The sequence below is a fragment of the Paenibacillus terreus genome (assembly GCF_042138595.1).
Taxonomy (GTDB): domain Bacteria; phylum Bacillota; class Bacilli; order Paenibacillales; family Paenibacillaceae; genus Paenibacillus; species Paenibacillus terreus.
On the sequence record NZ_JBHIRX010000011.1, the window covers coordinates 1 to 20742 of the forward strand.

21 protein-coding genes are annotated in these 20742 nt (G+C 51.3%); 6 read left to right on the forward strand and 15 right to left on the reverse strand.

Going from position 1 to position 20742, the window contains the following annotated elements:
• From ACE5KN_RS19075 to ACE5KN_RS19085, 3 genes are all read left to right on the forward strand, one after another.
• Nucleotides 1-1278: hypothetical protein (locus ACE5KN_RS19075; RefSeq protein ID WP_375533128.1), on the forward strand; the 1278-nt coding region annotated here is incomplete at its 5' end.
• Between the two features lie 101 nt (nt 1279-1379).
• Entirely contained in the window at nt 1380-2486 is a 1107-nt protein-coding gene (locus ACE5KN_RS19080) for a tetratricopeptide repeat-containing glycosyltransferase family 2 protein (RefSeq protein ID WP_375524386.1), read from the forward strand.
• 92 nt (nt 2487-2578) lie between these two features.
• Nucleotides 2579-3685, forward strand: coding sequence for a glycosyltransferase family 4 protein (locus tag ACE5KN_RS19085; protein ID WP_375533129.1), 1107 nt, complete (start codon nt 2579-2581; stop codon nt 3683-3685).
• A gap of 157 nt (nt 3686-3842) precedes the next feature.
• Here ACE5KN_RS19085 and ACE5KN_RS19090 read toward each other — a convergent pair whose 3' ends face one another.
• Nucleotides 3843-4469 carry a DUF1796 family putative cysteine peptidase gene (locus ACE5KN_RS19090; protein WP_375524384.1) on the reverse strand — a complete coding sequence of 209 codons (627 nt, stop codon included), beginning with the start codon at nt 4467-4469 and terminating at the stop codon, nt 3843-3845.
• Between the two features lie 53 nt (nt 4470-4522).
• Entirely contained in the window at nt 4523-5152 is a 630-nt protein-coding gene (locus ACE5KN_RS19095) for a DUF1796 family putative cysteine peptidase (RefSeq protein WP_375524383.1), read from the reverse strand.
• Nucleotides 5153-5375: 223 nt separating this feature from the next.
• Here ACE5KN_RS19095 and ACE5KN_RS19100 point away from each other — a divergent pair, with 223 nt between their 5' ends.
• Both ACE5KN_RS19100 and ACE5KN_RS19105 read left to right on the forward strand, forming a co-directional pair.
• Nucleotides 5376-5780 carry a hypothetical protein gene (locus ACE5KN_RS19100; RefSeq protein ID WP_375524382.1) on the forward strand — a complete coding sequence of 135 codons (405 nt, stop codon included), beginning with the start codon at nt 5376-5378 and terminating at the stop codon, nt 5778-5780.
• A gap of 337 nt (nt 5781-6117) precedes the next feature.
• Nucleotides 6118-7203: a glycosyltransferase family 4 protein gene (locus ACE5KN_RS19105; protein ID WP_375524381.1), complete on the forward strand. Its 1086-nt coding sequence runs from the start codon at nt 6118-6120 to the stop codon at nt 7201-7203.
• Nucleotides 7204-7274: 71 nt separating this feature from the next.
• On the opposite strand, the gene ACE5KN_RS19110 is transcribed toward ACE5KN_RS19105, so the two are convergent.
• Entirely contained in the window at nt 7275-8192 is a 918-nt protein-coding gene (locus tag ACE5KN_RS19110; protein ID WP_375524380.1) for an NAD-dependent epimerase/dehydratase family protein, read from the reverse strand.
• 207 nt (nt 8193-8399) lie between these two features.
• Between ACE5KN_RS19110 and ACE5KN_RS19115 the strand changes: the two genes are divergently transcribed.
• Nucleotides 8400-8747, forward strand: coding sequence for a hypothetical protein (locus ACE5KN_RS19115; protein ID WP_375524379.1), 348 nt, complete (start codon nt 8400-8402; stop codon nt 8745-8747).
• Between the two features lie 190 nt (nt 8748-8937).
• Here the strand turns inward: ACE5KN_RS19115 and ACE5KN_RS19120 are convergent, their stop codons facing one another.
• From ACE5KN_RS19120 to ACE5KN_RS19175, 12 genes are all read right to left on the reverse strand, one after another.
• Nucleotides 8938-10158 (reverse strand): glycosyltransferase family 4 protein, encoded by a 1221-nt coding sequence (locus ACE5KN_RS19120; protein ID WP_375524378.1) that lies wholly within the window; start codon nt 10156-10158, stop codon nt 8938-8940.
• An 81-nt stretch (nt 10159-10239) separates the two neighbouring features.
• Nucleotides 10240-11451, reverse strand: coding sequence for a glycosyltransferase family 4 protein (locus ACE5KN_RS19125; RefSeq protein ID WP_375524377.1), 1212 nt, complete (start codon nt 11449-11451; stop codon nt 10240-10242).
• 124 nt (nt 11452-11575) lie between these two features.
• Nucleotides 11576-11749 (reverse strand): hypothetical protein, encoded by a 174-nt coding sequence (locus tag ACE5KN_RS19130; RefSeq protein WP_375524376.1) that lies wholly within the window; start codon nt 11747-11749, stop codon nt 11576-11578.
• Between the two features lie 49 nt (nt 11750-11798).
• Complete coding sequence (locus tag ACE5KN_RS19135; RefSeq protein WP_375524375.1) at nt 11799-13016, reverse strand: glycosyltransferase family 4 protein; 1218 nt, start codon at nt 13014-13016, stop codon at nt 11799-11801.
• Nucleotides 13017-13168: 152 nt separating this feature from the next.
• Nucleotides 13169-13342, reverse strand: a complete 174-nt coding sequence (locus tag ACE5KN_RS19140) for a hypothetical protein (protein WP_375524374.1) — start codon at nt 13340-13342, stop codon at nt 13169-13171.
• A gap of 27 nt (nt 13343-13369) precedes the next feature.
• On the reverse strand, nt 13370-14599 hold the full coding sequence (locus tag ACE5KN_RS19145; protein WP_375524373.1) for a glycosyltransferase family 4 protein: 1230 nt from the start codon (nt 14597-14599) through the stop codon (nt 13370-13372).
• A 43-nt stretch (nt 14600-14642) separates the two neighbouring features.
• On the reverse strand, nt 14643-15365 hold the full coding sequence (locus ACE5KN_RS19150; RefSeq protein WP_375524372.1) for a glycosyltransferase: 723 nt from the start codon (nt 15363-15365) through the stop codon (nt 14643-14645).
• Nucleotides 15362-16297 carry an NAD-dependent epimerase/dehydratase family protein gene (locus ACE5KN_RS19155; protein ID WP_375524371.1) on the reverse strand — a complete coding sequence of 312 codons (936 nt, stop codon included), beginning with the start codon at nt 16295-16297 and terminating at the stop codon, nt 15362-15364. Before ACE5KN_RS19155 ends, ACE5KN_RS19150 begins: the two co-directional genes overlap by 4 nt.
• The gene (locus ACE5KN_RS19160; protein WP_375524370.1) at nt 16231-17106 is read right to left on the reverse strand and encodes a dTDP-4-dehydrorhamnose reductase family protein; all 876 of its coding nucleotides are present in this window, start codon (nt 17104-17106) and stop codon (nt 16231-16233) included. The genes ACE5KN_RS19155 and ACE5KN_RS19160 overlap by 67 nt, the downstream gene beginning before the upstream one ends.
• Nucleotides 17103-18089, reverse strand: a complete 987-nt coding sequence (locus ACE5KN_RS19165; protein ID WP_375524369.1) for a polysaccharide biosynthesis protein — start codon at nt 18087-18089, stop codon at nt 17103-17105. The genes ACE5KN_RS19160 and ACE5KN_RS19165 overlap by 4 nt, the downstream gene beginning before the upstream one ends.
• The gene (gene wecB / locus ACE5KN_RS19170; RefSeq protein ID WP_375524368.1) at nt 18082-19173 is read right to left on the reverse strand and encodes a non-hydrolyzing UDP-N-acetylglucosamine 2-epimerase; all 1092 of its coding nucleotides are present in this window, start codon (nt 19171-19173) and stop codon (nt 18082-18084) included. The genes ACE5KN_RS19165 and wecB overlap by 8 nt, the downstream gene beginning before the upstream one ends.
• Nucleotides 19170-20708: a glycosyltransferase gene (locus ACE5KN_RS19175; RefSeq protein ID WP_375524367.1), complete on the reverse strand. Its 1539-nt coding sequence runs from the start codon at nt 20706-20708 to the stop codon at nt 19170-19172. Before ACE5KN_RS19175 ends, wecB begins: the two co-directional genes overlap by 4 nt.
• Nucleotides 20709-20742 lie beyond the last annotated feature (34 nt).

The following is a 20742-nucleotide window of genomic DNA, read 5'->3' on the forward strand; positions in this document are numbered from 1 at the left end:
ACTGGAGCCACTGGAGCCACTGGAGCTACTGGAGCTACTGGAGCCACCGGCGCTACTGGAGCCACTGGAGCCACTGGCGACACTGGAGCTACTGGAGCGACGGGAGCCACCGGAGCTACTGGAGCGACTGGCGACACTGGAGCGACTGGAGCGACTGGAGCCACTGGAGCTACTGGAGCGACTGGCGACACTGGAGCGACTGGAGCGACTGGAGCTACTGGAGCGACTGGCGACACTGGAGCTACTGGAGCGACTGGCGACACTGGAGCGACTGGAGCGACTGGAGCCACGGGTGCGACTGGAGCCACGGGTGCGACTGGAGCGACTGGAGCGACTGGTGCTACTGGAGCCACTGGAGCGACTGGAGCGACTGGAGCCACTGGAGCCACTGGGGCGACTGGAGCCACTGGAGCCACTGGAGCCACTGGAGCGACTGGAGCCACTGGAGCGACTGGAGCCACTGGGGCGACTGGAGCGACTGGGGCGACTGGGGCGACTGGGGCGACTGGAGCCACTGGAGCGACTGGAGCGACTGGTGCCACGGGTGCGACTGGAGCCACTGGAGCGACTGGAGCGACTGGAGCCACTGGAGCCACGGGCGCTACTGGAGCCACTGGCGACACGGGAGCCACTGGAGCGACTGGAGTGACTGGCGACACGGGTGCGACCGGAGCGACTGGAGCCACTGGGGCGACTGGTGCTACTGGAGCCACTGGCGACACGGGAGCCACTGGAGCCACCGGCGCTACTGGAGCCACTGGCGACACGGGAGCCACTGGAGCCACCGGCGCTACTGGCGACACCGGCGCTACTGGAGCCACCGGCGCTACTGGAGCCACCGGCGCTACTGGAGCCACCGGCGCTACTGGAGCCACTGGAGCTACTGGCGACACCGGACTGACCGGAGCCACTGGGGCAACTGGATCTACGGGCGCTACTGGCGACACTGGACCGACCGGAGCCACTGGGGCGACGGGAGCTACCGGCGCTACTGGAGCTACTGGAGCCACGGGCGACACCGGACCGACCGGGCCGACTGGTGCTACTGGTGCCACGGGCGCTACTGGCGACACCGGACTGACCGGAGCCACTGGGGCAACTGGAGCTACGGGCGCTACTGGCGACACTGGACCGACCGGAGCTACTGGAGCGACGGGAGCTACTGGAGCGACGGGAGCTACTGGCGACACCGGACCGACCGGAGCCACTGGGGCGACTGGTGCCACTGGCGCTACTGGCGACACCGGACCGACCGGGCCAACTGGCGATATTTTATAGAATCCTCTCTCAATGCAGCAAAGCCTGCCGCTTAAGCGGCAGGCTCATGCTTTTTCACGAAGATAAAACTTGAATACCCGATAAAACAAGGAGAGATGAATTTGATTACCATCAGCCTGTGCATGATCGTTAAGGACGAAGAGCATACCATTGATGCCTGCCTTCGCTCCGTGCAGGACATCGTGGATGAAATCAACATTGTGGATACTGGATCACAGGATCGGACGTCTGAAATTTGCCGCAAGTATACAGACCGTATTTTCCCCTTTACATGGATAGATCACTTCGCTGAAGCCCGCAATTACGCTTTTGATCAAGCCACCAAGGAATACATTCTGTGGCTGGATGCAGACGATGTTTTTGAGGAAGAGGACGCCCGCAAGCTCAAGGAGTTAAAGCATTCCCTTGAGCCTCATTACCAGTCGGTCTCCATGATCTACAATGTCGGTTTCGACGGTCACGGGAATGTTACCCTTAGTTACCGCAGAAACAGGCTCGTTAAACGTTCAGCCGGATTCCGTTGGGTCGGTGCCGTACACGAGTATCTGGCCGTCGCGGGTCCTATTTATCACGCAGACATCGCTGTAACACATAAACATAAGCACCTCAAAGCCGGGAATCCCCGCAGAAATTTGGAAATTTATGAAAAGCAGATTGCCCAGGGCCATTCCCTGACCCCCCGGGACCAGTACTATTATGCCAATGAGCTCCGGGATAATGGCCTGTACCAGCAGGCAGCTGAAAACTACCAGCTGTTTCTGGATACCAATGCATGCTGGGATGAGGATGCCATCGCGGCTTGCGATAAAATGGCCAGCTGTTATGAGACGCTGGGACAAAAAGAGCTGAGTGTGGAAGCCGGCCTGAAAAGCCTGAAATATGACAGCCCCCGTGCGGAACTCTGCTGCCGTATGGGCAGATACCACATGGAGCGAAACGAGGTAGACAAGGCAGCCCGATGGTATACCCTTGCGACAGAGATCAAGCGCCCCGAAACGATGGGCTTTTTTCAGGATGCATACTGGACGTGGGTGCCTCACATACAACTGTGCATTTGCTATTACAAGCTTGGGGACTATGTCCGCTCCTATGAACATAACGAGAAGGCCGCAGAATACATTCCTTCTGATCCGTCTGTTCTGCATAACCGCAAGCTGCTGAATGATCTGCTCGGCAATTCCCAGACAGTCACCAAGGAGGAATCCTGACGCGCCGCTTGAAAGTGCTGAGTTAAAAAAGAGGATGTTTTGCACGCATGCTTCGGGACGTGAATATACTTATTATCCACCATTTTCTTTTCATGCCTCCGGGAAAGGAGAGAGCGGCAATTAAAATACTGTTCACCTTCTTTGTGCCAAGCGGCGGAGTGGAGACACTGAATCGCCAACGCTGCACAGTACTTACGCACAGCGGAATTGAATGCCATCTGCTGTATTACCAGACCGGCGCAGGCATGCAAAATCTGATGCAAAAAAACGACATCCCTGTTTTCATCGCCCCGAGCGACAGCGAGATTCTGAAAATTGTTCAGCACAATCTCTACGATGCTATTATAGTTTCCACGGATTATCATTTGCTTCCCAAGCTTCGTCAAGCGGGATATAGCGGCGCTCTTATTTATGAATCACAGGGCTTTGCAACCCGGGAAGAGGCTGAAATTACTATAACTTCGGCTGCGCCGGTTCTGCAAAGCTGCTGTGATGGCGTTCTTGTACCGACAACCGCCTATCTTGTTGAACTGTTCACCAGAATATGCCCGGAGCTCAGGCTATTTTCTATTCCGAATGTGCTCGATACGTCCACATTCCATTATGTGCCGAACATCCCACCTTCCGATCCCGTTATAGCCTGGGTCGGAAGACTTGAGCCAAACAAGAACTGGAAGCATTTTTTGTCCATTTCCTTGTTGCTGCTGCAGCGATTTCCCAACCTGAAGCTGTGGATGTTTTATGATGATACCCTTTCGCAGCCGGAGGATAGGGATCAATTCGAGCATTGGGTTAACGTCTATGCATTATCTGATATGCTGAAACGGTTGACCAATATCCCGCATTACAGGATGCCTCATTATTACTCCATGATCGGCGATTCCGGAGGCTTTCTGCTTTCCACGTCCCTGCTGGAGGGGTTCGGATATGCCGCGGCAGAGGCTATCATCTGCCGCTGCCCGGTGCTTAGCACGGACTCCGACGGAGTACGGGCCTTTATCAGACATAATGAAACGGGGAAATTTTATGTGCACGGGAATCTTGATCAGGCGGCGGCAGAAGGAGCGGATTTACTCACGAATTATGAACTGCGCCAACATATCCGCGGGCAGGGAAGGGACATTGTCGCCGCACTGCTGAATGCGGATTCCTATGTTCATTCCTTCCGTTCCATGCTGCACTCGGTGGGGGTTGGTTGACTGAAAGGTTCATACTGCAGTCTACTTAACCTGCAACAGCCCTCCGGCGACACGCCGGAGGGCTGTTTGTTTATTCACTTTTTTCGGCAGGCATTGTTCTTCCAGTAATCATATGATCCGGTTACGCAAGCCTTCACCGGCTCATCTCCTGGATACATTAATTTGACAGACGGACCCCTTCCAGCATATATCTCCACAATTCATCCTGGCCGTTCCAGATATCTTCCGGGGGGAGTTCAACGGAAATGACCCTGCCGAGCCCCCAATTCAGCTCCCCTACTCCCCCCATGCCAGTATATTCCACAAATAAGACCCTGAAATCATGTTTTACTATAGTAGAAAGCACTGCTTCCAGTTCCACTACCTGCTCTCTGAGGCCCCCGACGCGGATGAGCAGAACCTTCAATGCATTATCCATCTTATCCAGAAAGCGTTGGATACGCCGGTCAAGCGTAGCTTTGAAATCCGGATATGAAACAAGATTTCCCGGTGAATTCACAGATACCGGAAAGTGATGCGCTGCAGTAATATGGTAAGCCACATCTTCCAGTAAATAATTGTAGGCACCATAATCATGACCGCTGATGACCATATTGCTGTATTCCATAAAGCCGGCGAAACGGGCGGCCAGCAGCCGGTTTACATCCGACAGACTGCCTGAAATCATCCAATCGATAGGGCCTGAATAGGGGCGCAGACCGTTTTTATCCAGCTGAATGGATGGCAGACAGTGACCTCCCAAACTGAAGACAGCATCATACTCTCCCTGCAATCGGTTTAACATTGGGTGCCCTCCTTTTTCAGGAATTGCTCTTCCACGCTGCTGCTTTGTGTAAATTACTCTGCAGACAGCTCAATACCCTGAAAGATTCTGGACCAATGCGGGTCACTCCGATAGTTCCAAATATCTGCATAAGGCATTTCCAGTGCGCACACATTCGGTAATTGCCAATCTACCTCCAGCAGTTCGGAGGCTGGTGAATAATTGATGATAATCAAGCGGTACTCATAGCTGACAAGCTGACCCAATATTTCATTCAGCTCCGTCACTTCCTCTTTTGTTCCCAGCATTCTTACGAACAGCACACGCCGGGCGGCAGCCGCCTTTTCGAGAAAACGCTGGATCCGACGGTCCATTTTCACCTTAAACTCGGGATAGGTGGCCAGATTGGAGGGCGTGTTCCGGCTCTGCGGGAAATCATGAACGGATATGACATTGAAGGCCGTATCCTTGACCATATAATTGAACTGACCCTTTCCTGTCACAACGAGATTGGGAAACTCCATAAATCCGGAAAAACGACCGCGAAGAAGCCGATTGACGTCAGCCAGGGTGTCGGACATCATCCAATCCAGCACCCCGGCAAACGGCCTGAGTCCGTTCTTTTCCATCTGGATGGCCGGCGTACAATTCTGTCCAAGGCTGAAAACGGCGTCATAGGCGCCACGCAGTTCTTCAAGCTGCATGAATGCACCTCCTTGTCAACAATCGTTTTAATAATTCATTAAATGCGTGCTTAAGGCTGAAAGTATAGACCATAGCAGAAGTAGTTCAAAAAAGGTAGCCATCCAATCCGTCATTCCTCTTCCTTCATATAATAAGAACAGTAATTTACAGTTCCGTTGCTGTTCACGGTCAAACATAGCAACAGTGACTTTACGATTCTTGAATAACTGCGGGAGGTAGAGAATGATGTTAAAGTACACCATTCAAAATAAGGCCGAGCCAGGGACTCATGCGCTTCCCTTTTATGCAAGCAGTGAAGAAGCCGTATTGTCCACCATCATCATTCCGGAAGCCGAACCTCAGCACAAGATCATCATTGAAGCGGTTCTGGAATGGGAGAATCCGCTGTTAAACTGGGATATAGGGGAGCTTGACGTCCGGCTGCGGCGAAATAGCACCACCGGTCCGGTATTGCAGTGGACACAGGAGTCCTGCTACGAGCGCGGGATCGTAAGACTCTCTTTTGAGGATACGGGACATATTCCTGAGGGACATATCTACTGTCTTACTGTACAGTCGGTGGACAATCGGGCATGTGTGACAGGACCTGTTGAAATGAGCGCCCATGTGTACGCACCCAATGTCTAATATTTTTGTCTTATGTACTTCCGCATATAAAGCCTCAGCCCGAATAGCCGTAATGGTATTTTCGGGTGAGGCTTTTATCATTGCGAATGTCCGGAGAAATAATCGTACACGCATTATATGGGACGTGAATATATGTATTATCAGCAGTGGGAAGCCTGTATCGAAACCTTGACCAGGCATTTTGGCTATGTCTACAGCCGACTTGGGGTGGGGACGCTGTGCTTTGATGAGTCTATGGCGAGTAACATGTCGGAATGGAAGTACCGAGCGAAATGAGCTGATCCGGGTCATAAAGCCTTAACCGCTGCCCCTTTACATGCCTCCGGGAAAGGAGAGAATGACAATTAAAATATTATTCACCTTTTTTGTACCAAGCGGGGGAATGGAAACACTGAATCGCCAGCGCTGCACAGTACTCGCACGCAGCGGAATTGAATGTCACCTGCTGTATTACCAAATTGGTACCGGCAAGCAAAATCTTATGAAAAATGATATCCCGGTTTTTGTCGTCTCTGACGATAACGAGGTTCTGAAGATTGTTCATGCCAACCAATACGATGCTGTCGTAATTGCCACGGATTTTCATTTGCTGACCAAACTGCGCCAATCGGGCTATAACGGTGTGCTCATTTATGAAGCGCAGGGATTTTCAACTTTCGAAGAGGCTGAAAATACGGTGACCTCGGCCGCGCCGGTCCTCTATAACTGCTGCAACGGGGTACTTGTGCCGACAACTTCATATCTTGTTGAGCTGTTCACCAGGCTATGTCCATCGCTCAAGCTTTTCTCTTTTCCGAATGTGCTCGACACATCTGCAATCCACTATACACCAAACATCCCCCCTTCCCATCCGGTTGCAGCCTGGATCGGAAGGCTTGAGCCCAATAAAAATTGGAGACATTTTCTGGATATCTCTTTATTGCTGCGACAGCAATTCCCCAACCTGGGGTTGTGGATGTTTTATGACGATACCCTTTCACAGCCTGATGACAGGAATCAGTTCGAGTACTTGCTCAATACCCATGGCTTATCCAATGTTATTGAAAAGTTAAACAATGTCCCGCATCATAAAATGCCTTATTATTACTCCATGATCGGCGATTCTGGAGGTTTTCTGCTCTCCACCTCCCTGCTCGAAGGCTTCGGATATGCCGTGGCAGAAGCCATGGCCTGTCTCTGCCCGGTGCTTAGCACCGATTCCCACGGGGTACGCACCTTGATCAGACATAATGAAACGGGGAAATTTTATGGGCATGGGGATCTTGATCAAGCGGCAGCAGAAGGAGCAGAATTGATAACGAATTATGCCCTGCGCGAGCATATCCGCCAGCAGGGAAGGGATACGGTCGCCGAACTGTTGAGCCCTGATTCGTATGTCCATTCCTTCCGCTCCATGCTCCATTCGCTGGGATTAGCCGACTAGTGGTTAACGCAGGCCGGTAACCTGCAGCAGCCCTCCCTCAGTCACCGGAGGGCTGCTTGTCCGAATGAATTTCATCCAACATGGTTCAACCAACTATCATAAGTCTGCTTTAGCCCTGTTTCAAAACTGTAAGCTGGCTCCCAGCCAAGCAGTCGCGCAGCTTTGGTATTATCCAGACAGCTGTGCCTGATGTCTCCCATTTTGGCCGGTGTGTGTGCAGGTTCCAAACCTCCACCGTGCAGTCCAAGCAGATAGGAAGCCAGACCGTTAATTGTAGAAGTCCGGCCTGTGCTGACATGGACCGTACTTTGACAGGTTTTACGGGCAGCAGCTATATTGGCTTGGACTACATCTTTTACATAAATAAAATCCCTCGTCTGCTCGCCGTCCCCATGAATTTGCAGGGATTCCCCTTTCATCAGCCGGTCCATGAACAGGGCTACTACGCCCCCCTCACCTTTTACGCCTTGACCCGGTCCATATACATTGCTATAACGCAAAATAGTATAATCTGCGTTATAAAGACGGTGAAACAAACGGATGTAGTTTTCCGCTCCCAGCTTGGATTGGCCGTAACCCGAGATCGGAACGGTGGGGTCCTCCTCCTCGATCCGTTCTTTTTGCAGTTCGCCATACACCCCTGCGGTAGAGGAAAAAACCAGCTTGCTGCCCGTCTCTCGGCAGGCATCCAGCATGCGGATCGTACCCATAATATTAACATCGGCATCCTGGAATGGCTGCCGGATGGAATACTGTACATCAGCCTGGGCAGCCAGATGAAAGACGACATCAGGCCGTTCCCGCTTGACGATCTCTCCGGCCTCGACACTGCGGATATCAACTTGATGAAACTCTGCTCTTGGATCCAGCCCAGCAGCACTTCCGGTTGAAAGGTTATCCAGCACGTGCACCTCATATCCGGAATCAATCAAGGCATGAACAAGATGGGTCCCGATAAATCCGGCTCCTCCGGTTACAACAGCCTTCAATGGCCTCACCCTCCTGATCAATTTACATTTCGAAGGAATGAATAACTTCCGGCTTACCTCCTCATCAGTTGATAATTCATTAAATGCATGATTTCGACAAAGAGTATGGACCAATACAGGATTATTCCAAAAAAGGCAATCGTCCAAGCCGTCATCCCTTTTCCTCCATATAATGAAATCAGCCAGCTAAAAAAGGAGGCTTTACCTATGTCTGTGTTCCGCTTGTCCACCGAACAGCATATCCATTATCCATGCCAAGAAATTGACGCCATCCAAATAACCATCCAGAACTGTGGTTTGCACCAAACTGACGTTCTGGTGGAGGTAGACAGCCCCGACGGCTTACTGCTGCGTGAGCTCCGCAATTTGCAGACTCAGAATGATTATCCGTCTTTATTCATGCTCAAAAATATTTCCACATACGGAAACCCATTCATGCTGCAAGTTGTGTCGAATACTCGGAACAAGGATACCCTGCTTGTACTCGTAGAGCTTATGAAAGGCAGTACGATCATTGCCAGCCATACGAACAGGGACTTTACAGTTTTTGAATAATTTAAAAAAACCAAAAAACATACTCTAACATAAGAACTGCACCCCTACCGATGAATTATAGGGGTGCATTTTTCATGGCATAAAAATATGATTCTAATTATACGAATGGGGCTGCCATAAGCCATTTTCAATGACTTAAGGAATAGCCCCCTTCTAATCAATCATTCAGTTCAGAGATGTGTAGTCAGAATCATTTGCTTGGCCAAAGTGCCTTCTGATAAACCTTAAGCAGATTTTCGATCATTTGATCCATTGACCAATGCTCTGTCCCCCAAGTTTTTGCCGCAGCTCCCATACTGGCACGAACTTCATCATGAGCCAGGAGATGCTCAAGGTGGGAGGCTAACGTATTGACATCCCCCACGGATGAGACGAGGCCTGTCACTTCATGCTGAATCATTTCCGGCAGCCCTCCCGCATTGGAAACAACAACGGGCAATCCCGATACCTGGGCCTCCATCACTGAAAAAGGCTGGTTATCCTGAATGCTGGGATGTACAAAGATATCTGCCTGCTGCAGCAGAGCGGGAATATCCGTCCGATGGCCGAGAAACATAACGTCCCCACTGACTCCGGCCCGAATTGCCTGTTTCATCAGCTCCTCTTTCTTGTCCCCGTCCCCTACGATCCAGCACACCCAGTCGCTGCGGCGCTGCTTGAGGAGCTGAAGGGCGGATATAAGGAAATGAAGCCCTTTAATATAAACGAGACGAGCAGGACAAATAATCACCTTTTTTCCGGGAGGCGCGACCAGATCGGTACCTTGGGCACAGACAGACCAGAATTGGTCGGTATCCAGACCGTATTGGAAGGTGCTGATTTGCTGTTCGGGAACCTCAAAATTCTGCATAAGAATGTTCTTCATCCAAGTGGTTGAAGTTATCGTAACATCCGCGGCAACAGACCCGTAATGCTCCAAAGCCCAGTAGTATTTCCACACGGGCGTTTCGCGGTATCTGGGGTCCTGATTCCGTTGCAATAAAAGCATAACTTCGCTTGCAAGTGAGCCATGAATGTTGGCAACCAAAGCTGTATGTTTGCTTTTCACCCGGCTCAATGCAAGCGCTGAGATGACATCCTGTGCATGAATAACATCATAATGGTCCAGCCCGAAATAAGCCGCGGACAGTTCCAAGCAGTATCGGTCCAGCTCGACATTGCGAACCCAGGGATCCATACTCAGCAGGGGAGCCGTATTCTCATTGAGCTTTCTTTCCAGCATGGGGAGAATGAAGTCCTTGCTCAGTTCCCTCTCCTGATTGACAATATGATATTTAGGAGCATCAGGCCCATTCCCAAACAGATCGACGGTATGTCCAAGCCGCTCCAGTCTGCGCTTGACCTGCAGCATAAACGGCCAGACCCCGCCTAAATGGGGAATCGGCCAGTACGTTGCCAGCAAAATATTCAATTGCCCTTCACTCCCTTTCTGAAAGATACCTGTAAATAATCTTACTACGCATACCCGCATGACACTTTTGGATCAGGTGAATCATTTGTTTGGCCATAGTGCCCGCTGATAAGCCTTAAGGTACCTCCCGATCATGTGATCCAATGACCAATGTTCCGTCCCCCACACTTTAGCCGTCTCCCCCAGATGGGCACGAACTTCATCATGTGCCAGAAGAAACTCAAGATGGGAGGCTAATGTATTTACGTCCCCTACATCAGAGACGAGTCCCGTAATTTCATGCTGAACCATTTCCGGCAGTCCCCCGGCATTGGACACTACAGCCGGCAACCCTGAAACTTGAGCCTCCATTACCGAAAAAGGCATGTTGTCCTGAATGCTGGGGTGTACAAAGATATCTGCCTGCTGCAGCAAGGCGGGAACATCCTCACGTTGACCAAGAAAAACAAGATCTTCCCCGATTCCCGCCGCCAACGCCTGCTGCATCAGTTCCTCTTTCTTGTCCCCTTCCCCTGCGATCCAGCATACCCAGTCGCTCCGGCGCTGCTTCAACAGCTGCAGAGCGGAGATGAGGAAATGAAGCCCTTTAATATGCACCAGACGGGCAGGACAAATCATCACTTTTTTTCCGTAGGGGGCGGTTATATCGGTGCTTTGGGCGCAAACGGACCGGAATTGATCGATGTCCAAGCCGTTTGGGATGGTGCTGACTCTCTGTTCGGGAACTGCAAAATCCTGCACAAGAATATTCTTCAACCAATTGGTAGGAGTTATGGTTACATCCGCAGCAGCGGCTCCGTCATGCTCCAAAGCCCAGTAGTATTTCCACACCGGCGATTCCCGGTATCCGGGATTCTGCTCCCAAAGCATATATTCTCTGGCAAGCGAGCCGTGGATGGTGGCGACAAGAGCGGTATGCTTGTTTTTCACCCTGCTCATGGCAAGTGTTGAGATGATATCCTGCGTATGAATGATGTCGTAATGGTCCAATCCGAAATAAGCTGCGGACAGCTCCATGCAGTGCCGGTCCAGCTCAAGGTGGCGCACCCAGGAATCCATCTGCAGCAGGGGGGCTGCCGTCTCATTAAGCTTTCTTTCCAGCACAGGAAAGACGAGATCCTTGCTCAGTTCCTTCCCCTGGTTGACCATATGATATTTAGAACGATCCGGTGTATTCCCAAACAGGTCGACGGTATGCCCAAGCTGCTCCAGTTCGCGCTTCATCTGCAGCATAAACGGCCAGACCCCTCCCAAATGGGGGATCGGCCAGTACATTGCCAGCAAAATATTCAATAAACCCTCACTCCCTGTCTGAAAGGTTTCGTCTGTCCCCCACGGCTGAAACAAGACCTGTCACTTCTTGCTGAGCCATCTCCGGCAGCCCATCTTTTTTTCTGTAAGGAGGGTCTTTAAAATGTTATTTGCGTTCTTCCAGCAAAACCGATAGAATCCTCTGATCGGGTAAGGTATACTCTTCGGGAAGTCCCATATTGATTCTGTTCCAGATGCTGTATTCCACATACAAATCCGGATGTGACTGCTGAACTGCAAATATCCTGTTGTATAAATCGCTGATCACCAGAACTTTCATGGCTTTTCCTCCCTTATTCTTCACCTGTCCCACGCTTATATCAGAAGACTCAGTGCATGGCTGCAGCCCGCTGATAAACGTGAAGATATCTTTCGATCATTTGATCTATTGACCAATGTTCTGTCCCCCACGCCCTAGCCGCCGCTCCCATATTGGCACGAACTTCATCATGTGCCAGGAGAAACTCAAGATGGGAGGCTAAAGTATCGATATCCCCCACATTTGAAACAAGGCCCGTAACTTCATGCTGAACCATTTCCGGGAGCCCCCCGGCATTGGACACTACAGCGGGAAGTCCCGATATCTGGGCTTCCATCACCGAAAAGGGCATGTTATCCTGAACGCTTGGATGTACAAAAATATCAGCCTGCTGAAGTAAGGCAGGAACATCTTCGCGCTGTCCGAGAAACATCACATCCTCGCCGATGCCCACCGCAAACGCCTGCTGCATCAGCTCCTCTTTTTTTTCCCCATCCCCTGCGATCCAGCACACCCAGTCGCTTCGGCGCTGCTTCAGGAGCTGCAGTGCAGGTATGAGGAAATGCAGCCCCTTAATTTGAGCCAGGCGGGCAGGACAAATAATCACCTTTTTTCCATAAGGAGCGGTTACATCCGTGCCTTTGGAGCAGACGGACCAGAATTTATCAGCGTCCAGGCCGTATTGGAAAGTGCTGAATTGCTGCTCGGGAACCGCAAAATCCTGCACAAGAATGTTCTTCAGCCAGTGAGTTGAAGTTATCGTTACATCTGCGGCACCAGCTCCGTAATGCTCCAGGGCCCAGTAGTATTTCCACGCCGGTAATGCCTGAAAATTGGAGTCCTGATTCAATTCCTGCATAAGCATTAATTCCCTTGCAAGCGAACCGTGGATGTTAGCAACCAGAGCGGTATGCTTTTTTTTCACCCTGCTCATGGCAAGCGTTGAGATGACATCCTGTGTATGGATGATGTCGTAATGGCCCAGACCGAAATACGACGCAGACAGCTCCAAGCAATACCGTTCCATCTCGAAGAAGCGAATCCAGTAATCCGCATGCAGCAAGGGGGCCGCCTTCTCATTTAGCCTTTCTTCCAGTATCGGAAGAACGAACTCCTTTCCCAGTTCCCTCCCCTGGTTGACAATATGATATTTAGGGTTCCCCGTCCCATTGCCAAACAGATCGACAGTATGCCCAAGCTGCTCCAGTCCGTACTTGAGCTGCTGCATAAATGGCCAAACCCCACCCAAATAGGGAATTGCCCAGTACGTTGCCAGTAAAATATTCAATAGATCGTCACTCCCTGTCTGAAAGATAACCTGTTGAAATGAGCACATGTGTACGAGGAACCTGCCGCTGTGGTTTTGTTCTGCCCAACTTCCGCAGTGAAAACCTCACTCCAAAGGGCATCATACACTTGGATGTGAGGTTTTTTCACATGTTATTTGCGATCTTCCAGTAACACTGACAGCACCCTCTGATCGGGTAAGGTATACTCTTCGGGAAGTCCCATATTGATTCTGTTCCAAATGCTGTATTCCACATACAAATCCGGATGTGACTGCTGAACTGCAAATATTCTGTTGTATAAATCACTGATTACCATAACTTTCATAAATTCCCTCACCTTCCTTTGTCTGTCCTACACTGATATCTGACAACTCCGTTTCTGATCTGAAGCCCTATGATAAACCTGAAGAAGCCTTCCGATCATTTGATCCATGGACCAATGCTCCGTCCCCCGTGCTTTAGCCGCCGCTCCCATATTGACACGGGCTTCATCATATGTCAGAAGAAAATCAAGTTGGGAGGCTAACGTATTGACATCCCCTACGGGGGAGATTAGGCCAGTAACTTCATGCTGAACCATTTCCGGGAGTCCCCCGGCATTGGACACCAAGACAGGCAATCCCGATACCTGGGCCTCCATCACTGAAAAAGGCATATTATCCTGAATGCTGGGATGCACAAAGATATCAGCCTCCTGAAGCAAAGCAGGAACATCTTCGCGATGCCCGAGAAATATCACATCTTCACCAATTCCCGCCTGAAGCACCTGGTTCATTAGCTCCTCTTTTATAAGCCCTTCCCCTACAATCCAACATACCCAGTCGCTCCGGTGCTGCTTCAGCAGCTGCAGAGCAGCTATGAGGAAATGCAACCCTTTAATATGCACCAAACGGGAAGGACAAATAATCACCTTTTTTCCGTAAGGGGCGGTTATATCCGTGCCTTTGGCGCTGACGGACCAGAATTGATCGGTGTCCAGACCATATTGGAAGGTGCAGATTTGCTGTTCGGGAACCTCAAAATCCTGTACAAGAATGTTCTTCATCCAGTTGGTTGAAGCGATCGTTACATCCGCAGCACTAGCTCCGTAATGCTCCAAGGCCCAGTAGTATTTCCACACCGGCGATTCCCGGTATTCGTAGTCATGCTGCCAAAGCATGAATTCCCTGGCAATCGAGCCGTGGATGTTGGCGACCAGCGCGGTATGCTTTTTTTTCACCCTGCTCATGGCAAGCGTTGAGATGACATCTTGTGTATGAATGATGTCGTAATGGTCCAGGCCGAAATACGACGCGGACAGCTCCATGCAGTATCGGTCCAGCTCCATGAAGCGAACCCAGGAATCCGCATGCAGCAGAGGTGCCGCCATCTCATCAAGCCTCTTTTCCAGAACAGGAAGGATGAGCTCCTTCCCCAGCTCCCTTCCCTGGTTGACCAAATGAAATTTAGAACTATCCGGCGTATTCCCTAACAGATCAACGGTATGACCCATCTGCTCCAATCTTCGCTTAATCTGCAGCATAAACGGCCAGACCCCTCCCAAATGAGGAATCCCCCAGTACGTTGCCAGTAAAATATTCAATAGATCGTCACTCCTGCCTGAAAGATAACCTGCTCAGGAAAAATCACGCACAAATGCGGCGCAGCATTTCCTGAAAGCGGGGCTGGTAACGGGACTGTACCTGCTCATATTCCAGTTTGATTTTATCCGAGTGCAGTCGTGTGCCCATATTGCTATGCACACGGTAGTTCGTCAAAGCCTGATCCAGGTACATGGTGAAGTGGCCTCCGAGCAGAACACGGTACCACATATCCAGGTCATGCGTGTAAGGAAGGGACTCATCGAACAAGCCAATACGATCAAAAAGCTCCTTTTTGAACATGACTGTACATCCGTTAATCGGGTTGGCCGTGGCAAAGCGCTCCAGATATTGCCGGGTGGAAAGAAACGGCTCGCCCGCGCGCAGCTGGGTTAATCCGCCATGGTCATCGATGTAATTAAAATTGGTATGGGAGATGGATGAATTAAACTGAAGCATAAAATGAACCTGGTGATTGATTTTATCTGGGTGGAAGATATCGTCTGAGCTCAGCCAGGCGATATAATCTCCTTTCGCATGACGGATTCCGTGATTCAATGCGCTGGCTGTGCCGCCGTTAGGTTTGCCGAGATAGTGTATATACGGGAGGTAAGGCGTCACCCTCTCCTTATGACTTGTCGATCCGTCGTCCATAAGGATCACTTCAATGGGCCGGTAGCTCTGATTCAATGCACTTTCCAAAGCGTGTTCAACGTAATTGCAGTTATAAAACGGAATAATAATCGATACCTTCGGTCTCGATGTCATACCTCTCCTTCCTCTCTGTTTCGAAAATAATCCAGGCAATCAGCCAGCGATTGGTGTAATGGAATGGACGGGCTCCAGCCCTTCGCTTCAAGCCACTCCGCCCGCTGCGGTTGTCCTGAGGCTGCTTCCCCATTCTGTCCCCATTCGATCTCAGCCTGTCGGCCGCTTCCGGACAGGGAAAGCATGTGATCAACCACAGTGCCAAGCTCTTGTTCGGTTCCCGAGCACACCGGATAGACTTTCCCGCTCTCTCCCTGCTCCAGCAGCAGCTGATAAGCCCGCAGCGCATCACGGACATCCAAGAAATCGCGGACCGCCTTTCGTGAAGAGACACGGAAGGGGCCAGCGGAGCCTTTCCGCTCGGAACGGACAATATGACGTGCCAGCAGAGCGCAAAATCCGGTGGACGGACCAGGACCGATCAGATTGGAGGACTCCGCCGTCACGACCTCCTGCTTGAAGAGCGCGGCCCAGGACCGGGCTGCAGCTTGCTGCAGCCCTTTACTGAGACCGTAGGGGTGAATAACTTGCTCAGGCGCATCGAGCGGAGCCTTTAGCCTCGACCCGGCCACCAGAATTCTGCATTGTGGAAGCTGACGCAGCGCATCCAGCAGATATACCGTCCCCATCACATTGGCTTCCATAAAGCGAACAGGATGCTCCCATGATTCGGACACCGCATTTTTACCGCCAAGGTGAAGGACATAATCCGGCTTGAGACTGGCAGCAAGCTCCCGGAGACGCTGATGATCCAGTAGATCGCACTGGAAGTAGGAAACATGATCCAATCCTTCGGGTTGGGGCCGGGACTCGCGAACGAGTCCCGCCACTTTCATTCCGATCGAAGCAAAATGGTGACAAGCATTTATGCCAGTAAATCCGGAAGCACCCGTAACGAGGATGACTGGCTTTTTTGGGAATTTCTTATCCATGAATGCAATTCCTCCAGCATTTCGCGGTATTCGGGAACAACATAATTCATGTCCGGGCGTGTAGACCGCAGCGTCCGGTCTTGTACAGGTACATCCACAGGGATGATGGTCACATCTTTTTTGTCCCAAATTTGCTGCATCAGCTGCAGCAGATCATGCTTGCTCACAGGCTGCGGACATGCCAGGTGAACGAGGCCGGACAGCTCCTGCTTCATGAGGACATCTATGGCCTTGGCAAGCTCAAGCGTAGTCACTCCGTTCCACATGACATGCCGGTATCCGCTAACTTCGCCTTTTTGCTGCATAAACCATTGAAACAGGCCAATGCCGCCTTCACGGATTTCCGGGCCAATAATGGATGTCCGTATCGTCAGATGCCCGCCCTCTACAACTTCTCCGAGTGCCTTCGTTACTGCGTAGACACTGGTTCCATTAGGCCGGTCCCGTTCTTTGTATCCTCCACGTGTGCCCGAGAACACACAATCCGAGCTGATATGAACAAGCTTTGCGCCGACGAGATCAGCTGCTTTACGCAGCCGATGCGGCAAAATGCTGTTGATCTCGTAGGCTCTCACTTTGTCTTTCTCAGCAAACTGGTTTAGTACGCCTACCGCGTTAATAATGACAGATGGCCGTACGGTCTGAATGATGGACTCCACCATACCGAAATTCGAGGCATCCAGCAGCAGGCCATCCGGATCTCCCGGGTCGCGTGTCGTATAATATACGCGATGATCTTCCTGCTGCCTGAAATATTGAACCAGCATATGCCCGGCCATTCCGTTTCCGCCAAAAACGAGAATATTCATTGGAGGAAGCCTCCCTGCCGCAGAATAGCCCGAATCTCTTCTTTGGACATCAAATTATGCTCTGAACTGAAGCTGCTGAACGTGACCGGAGGGCAATGCTGATAACGCTCTTTAAGACCCGGTATATTCAGTGTAGGCAGGATAACCAGATACTGATCATCGTACATAACGGTTGTCAGACTCTCGAAATCGCTCATCAGAATTTCATGAATTTTTTCGCCAGGGCGAATTCCTTTTTCAACAATCTGCACATTCTCCACACCCGAATCTTCAATCAACACCTGAGCCAGATCAATGATCCTGCACGTCGGCATGGTAATGACAAAGATTTCGCCCCCCACGCTCTCGATGGAAGCCTTGAAGAGAAGGGATATGGCATCACGCAGTGTAAAAAAGAAACGGGTCATATTCATATCGGTAATGGATATAACACCTTTCTGGCGAATCTGGCTTTTGAACAGGTGAACGACGCTTCCGTTGGTACCAAGCACATTGCCACCCCGTACCGTGACAAATTTGGTCGGGCCGTTAAGCAGATTGGCGTACACAATCAGCTTTTCGCCAATGGCTTTGGTCATTCCGTAGAAGTTCGAGGGGTTGGCCGCTTTGTCGGTTGAAATATAGATGACCTTTTCCACCTTATTGGCCAGCGCTGCCTCGATCACGTTCTGCGTGCCGACAACGTTCGTTTTAAGGGCTTCGTAGGGTTGATCTTCACATACAGGTACATGCTTTAAAGCCGCCAGGTGATAGATATAATCCACTCCCTGGCAGGCCGCCATCAGAGCTTCTCTGTCCCGGATATCGCCGATGCAGAAGCTGAGCCGGCTGTCCTCGAAGTGCCTGTTCATCGCGACCTGGCTTGACTCACCACGTGAGAACACGATAATCTCACGAGGTTCAAACTGCAGCAGCTGCGCAACCAGCTCATATCCCCAGGAACCCGTGCCACCAGTTACCAGAATTCGCTTATTTTTAAACATGCTTTTTCCCCCCAAGCAAATATTTGACCACTTTGTCGGAAACATCTTCGGCCAGGTATCCGGCTGGACACTGCCAGCCTTTGTTCATCTCCGTCATCAGCACCGCAGCACGTTCGATGGCAGGTCCGTCAAGGCCTGACACGATATTGCTGCCGCAATCCACCGTTTCCGGCCTTTCTGTCGTCCGGCGCATCGTAACCGTCGGCACCTGCAGAATACAGCATTCCTCCTGCACGGTTCCGCTGTCGGTCAGCGCACACCGCGCATGATGCTCCAGATGAACAAAATCGAAGAAACCGAAAGGCTCATGCAGCTCAATTAGCGGATGCAGGCTGATGCCCGGAGCGGCTGCAATTCTTGCGGCCGTGCGGGGATGAAGGCTGCAGATAATCCGCTGTCCGAACCTTTCCGCAACCCTGTGGAGCCCTTCAAGAATCGCCTTGAGATGAAGAGGATGATCCACATTTTCCGCACGGTGTGCAGTAACCAGAAAATAGTCGTTCTTGGAGAGTCCCAGCTTTGTCAATATATCGCTGCCATTGATCTGGGGCTCGTAGTGCTTCATGACTTCATGAATCGGATTCCCAGTTATGACAATCCGCTGCACGGGAAAGCCTTCGCGAAGCAGGTGCTGTTTGCTTTGCTCCGTGTAAGGCATATTGATGCTTGATATGGCATCGATGACCCTTCTGTTCTTCTCCTCGGGCACATCCAGATCGAAGCAGCGGTTCCCTGCTTCCATATGCACCACGGGAAAGCCCAGCCTTTCGGCCAGCACAGCGCATAACGCGCTGTTCGTATCTCCCAGCAGCAGGACACGGTCCGGCTGCTCCCGCAGCAGGATCTCCTCCATCTGAGAGAACATGGCGGACAATTGTGAGCCAAGGCTTCCCGCTTTCTCCTGCAGCACATAATCCGGGGTGCGAAGGCCCAATTCACGAAAGAACTGCCCGCTCAGACTTTCGGTGTAGTTCTGCCCGGTGTGCACGAGCACATGCTTCCCAGCCCATCGGTCCAATTTCCGAATAATCAGGCTGAGACGGATAATTTCAGGCCTTGTACCCAGAATCGTCAGTATTTTCATCTCCCAGCACCCTTTCTGCGTGAGCCGGCTGAGCCGGTTTTCATTCTGCCCCTCCTTGTAAGTCTCAGTTTATGCCTTCCGCGCTTGATCCGCTTGGGAAGCCTGCGATGGCGCCTGGCCGAAAGGCGGTTCCTTTTTTTGCCGCGCCGGGTAATGCGGAGGATTAACCGTACTCTCCTGCGGGGACGTGCCGGACCACCGGTGCGACGTTTCTTTATAGCAGCATCAGGGGATGCGGCAGCTCCCTGCTCCTCTGCAATCAGCGTGGGCCCTGCTGCTTCCGGCGGCGGACTGTGTTCCCCCGCGATGATCTCAGTCTCTCCTTCTGATCGCTGCACAGTAAACCATTCCGGCCGTTCGTTCATCCAACGCTCAACTGTACCTCTTATTTTGACTTGATAAGACTCAAGCCCGTAAATCCGGTCAGCCTCCTGCCGGTTCCGCCAGCCAATCGCTCTGCATTCCTCCGGGTTATTGATGAATCGGGACACGCGAGCCACCAGGCCGTCGCTGTTACCGGGCTCCACCAGGAATTCCGCATTGCCCGTCTGATGCATCAACTCGGCCAATCCGCCCTGGGCGAAGGCAACGACCGGTCTGCCATACAACAGCCCCTCAAGTGCGGTAAGGCCGAAGCCTTCTTCCACCATGCTCGGCACCACTACAGCATCCATCACGCCGTACACTGTCGTAAGGGATTCTTCAAATGCAGTCAGCACAAACCTTTTGCTATACCTCGATTTCCGGATCATCGCAATGCACTGCGAATAATAGACGGAGTCGGACGGTTTGCCGATAATCCAGAACCTGCACTGGGGATAGATTCTGCACAGCTTTATGGCCATTTCCACAAAGTGCAGCAGACCCTTGGCCTCGTAAATAAATGAAGAGATATATCCTACACAAAAATGGGAGCCTTTCAGTCCCAACTGAGCTCTTTTCTTCTCTCTGACAACGCTCAATTTTTCCAGGTCCGCCGCGGTAATGCTTCGCGAAGGCTCGATCACACTTGTTTTTTCTTCCGCCAATCCTTCCCTTAGGGGGATGAGCACCGTATTCGATATCCCGATGACCCAGTCACTGTAGCGATCGATCATCCGAACCGCTTCAGCGGTGTGCGCATTGATTCTGATCATTTCCGTGATCTTCCACACGACCGGAATCCCAAGAGCTTTTGCTGCTATGGCAGGCATGACGTTCACACAGGTGTTGGTCAAAATCAAATCGGGCTGAACAGCTCTGATCAAATTCACAATTTTCTCAAAATAAGGATCATCTTTTAACTTCTCAACCTCATGCTCCAATCCCTCATATGGTGTGTACATGTTATAGATCAGCGGAAAGATTTGAACCTCGACAGCGATTCCCCTTTTCCTCGCTTCCGCCGTGATTTTCCCTTCATCCGGTGCGACCAGCACACATTCAAAATAAGCGGACATTTCCTGACAGAAGCGCAGGAGCAGCCTTTCGGCGCCCGTGATTGTATAGGCGTTACTGACATGGCTGAACAGCATCATACGGGGTTTAATTGCCATCGGCCTCCTTTCTCCAGCTTCAATTCAGCGTCTT

Coding starts and splice junctions, on each gene's coding strand:
- ACE5KN_RS19085 (WP_375533129.1), top strand. CDS start 2,579: ATGCCTCCGGGAAAGGAGAGAGCGGCAATTAAAATACTGTTCACCTTC.
- ACE5KN_RS19090 (WP_375524384.1), bottom strand. CDS start 4,469: ATGTTAAACCGATTGCAGGGAGAGTATGATGCTGTCTTCAGTTTGGGA.
- ACE5KN_RS19095 (WP_375524383.1), bottom strand. CDS start 5,152: ATGCAGCTTGAAGAACTGCGTGGCGCCTATGACGCCGTTTTCAGCCTT.
- ACE5KN_RS19100 (WP_375524382.1), top strand. CDS start 5,376: ATGATGTTAAAGTACACCATTCAAAATAAGGCCGAGCCAGGGACTCAT.
- ACE5KN_RS19105 (WP_375524381.1), top strand. CDS start 6,118: ATGACAATTAAAATATTATTCACCTTTTTTGTACCAAGCGGGGGAATG.
- ACE5KN_RS19115 (WP_375524379.1), top strand. CDS start 8,400: ATGTCTGTGTTCCGCTTGTCCACCGAACAGCATATCCATTATCCATGC.
- ACE5KN_RS19130 (WP_375524376.1), bottom strand. CDS start 11,749: ATGAAAGTTCTGGTGATCAGCGATTTATACAACAGGATATTTGCAGTT.
- ACE5KN_RS19140 (WP_375524374.1), bottom strand. CDS start 13,342: ATGAAAGTTATGGTAATCAGTGATTTATACAACAGAATATTTGCAGTT.
- ACE5KN_RS19150 (WP_375524372.1), bottom strand. CDS start 15,365: ATGACATCGAGACCGAAGGTATCGATTATTATTCCGTTTTATAACTGC.
- ACE5KN_RS19155 (WP_375524371.1), bottom strand. CDS start 16,297: ATGGATAAGAAATTCCCAAAAAAGCCAGTCATCCTCGTTACGGGTGCT.
- ACE5KN_RS19160 (WP_375524370.1), bottom strand. CDS start 17,106: ATGAATATTCTCGTTTTTGGCGGAAACGGAATGGCCGGGCATATGCTG.
- ACE5KN_RS19165 (WP_375524369.1), bottom strand. CDS start 18,089: ATGTTTAAAAATAAGCGAATTCTGGTAACTGGTGGCACGGGTTCCTGG.
- wecB (WP_375524368.1), bottom strand. CDS start 19,173: ATGAAAATACTGACGATTCTGGGTACAAGGCCTGAAATTATCCGTCTC.
- ACE5KN_RS19175 (WP_375524367.1), bottom strand. CDS start 20,708: ATGGCAATTAAACCCCGTATGATGCTGTTCAGCCATGTCAGTAACGCC.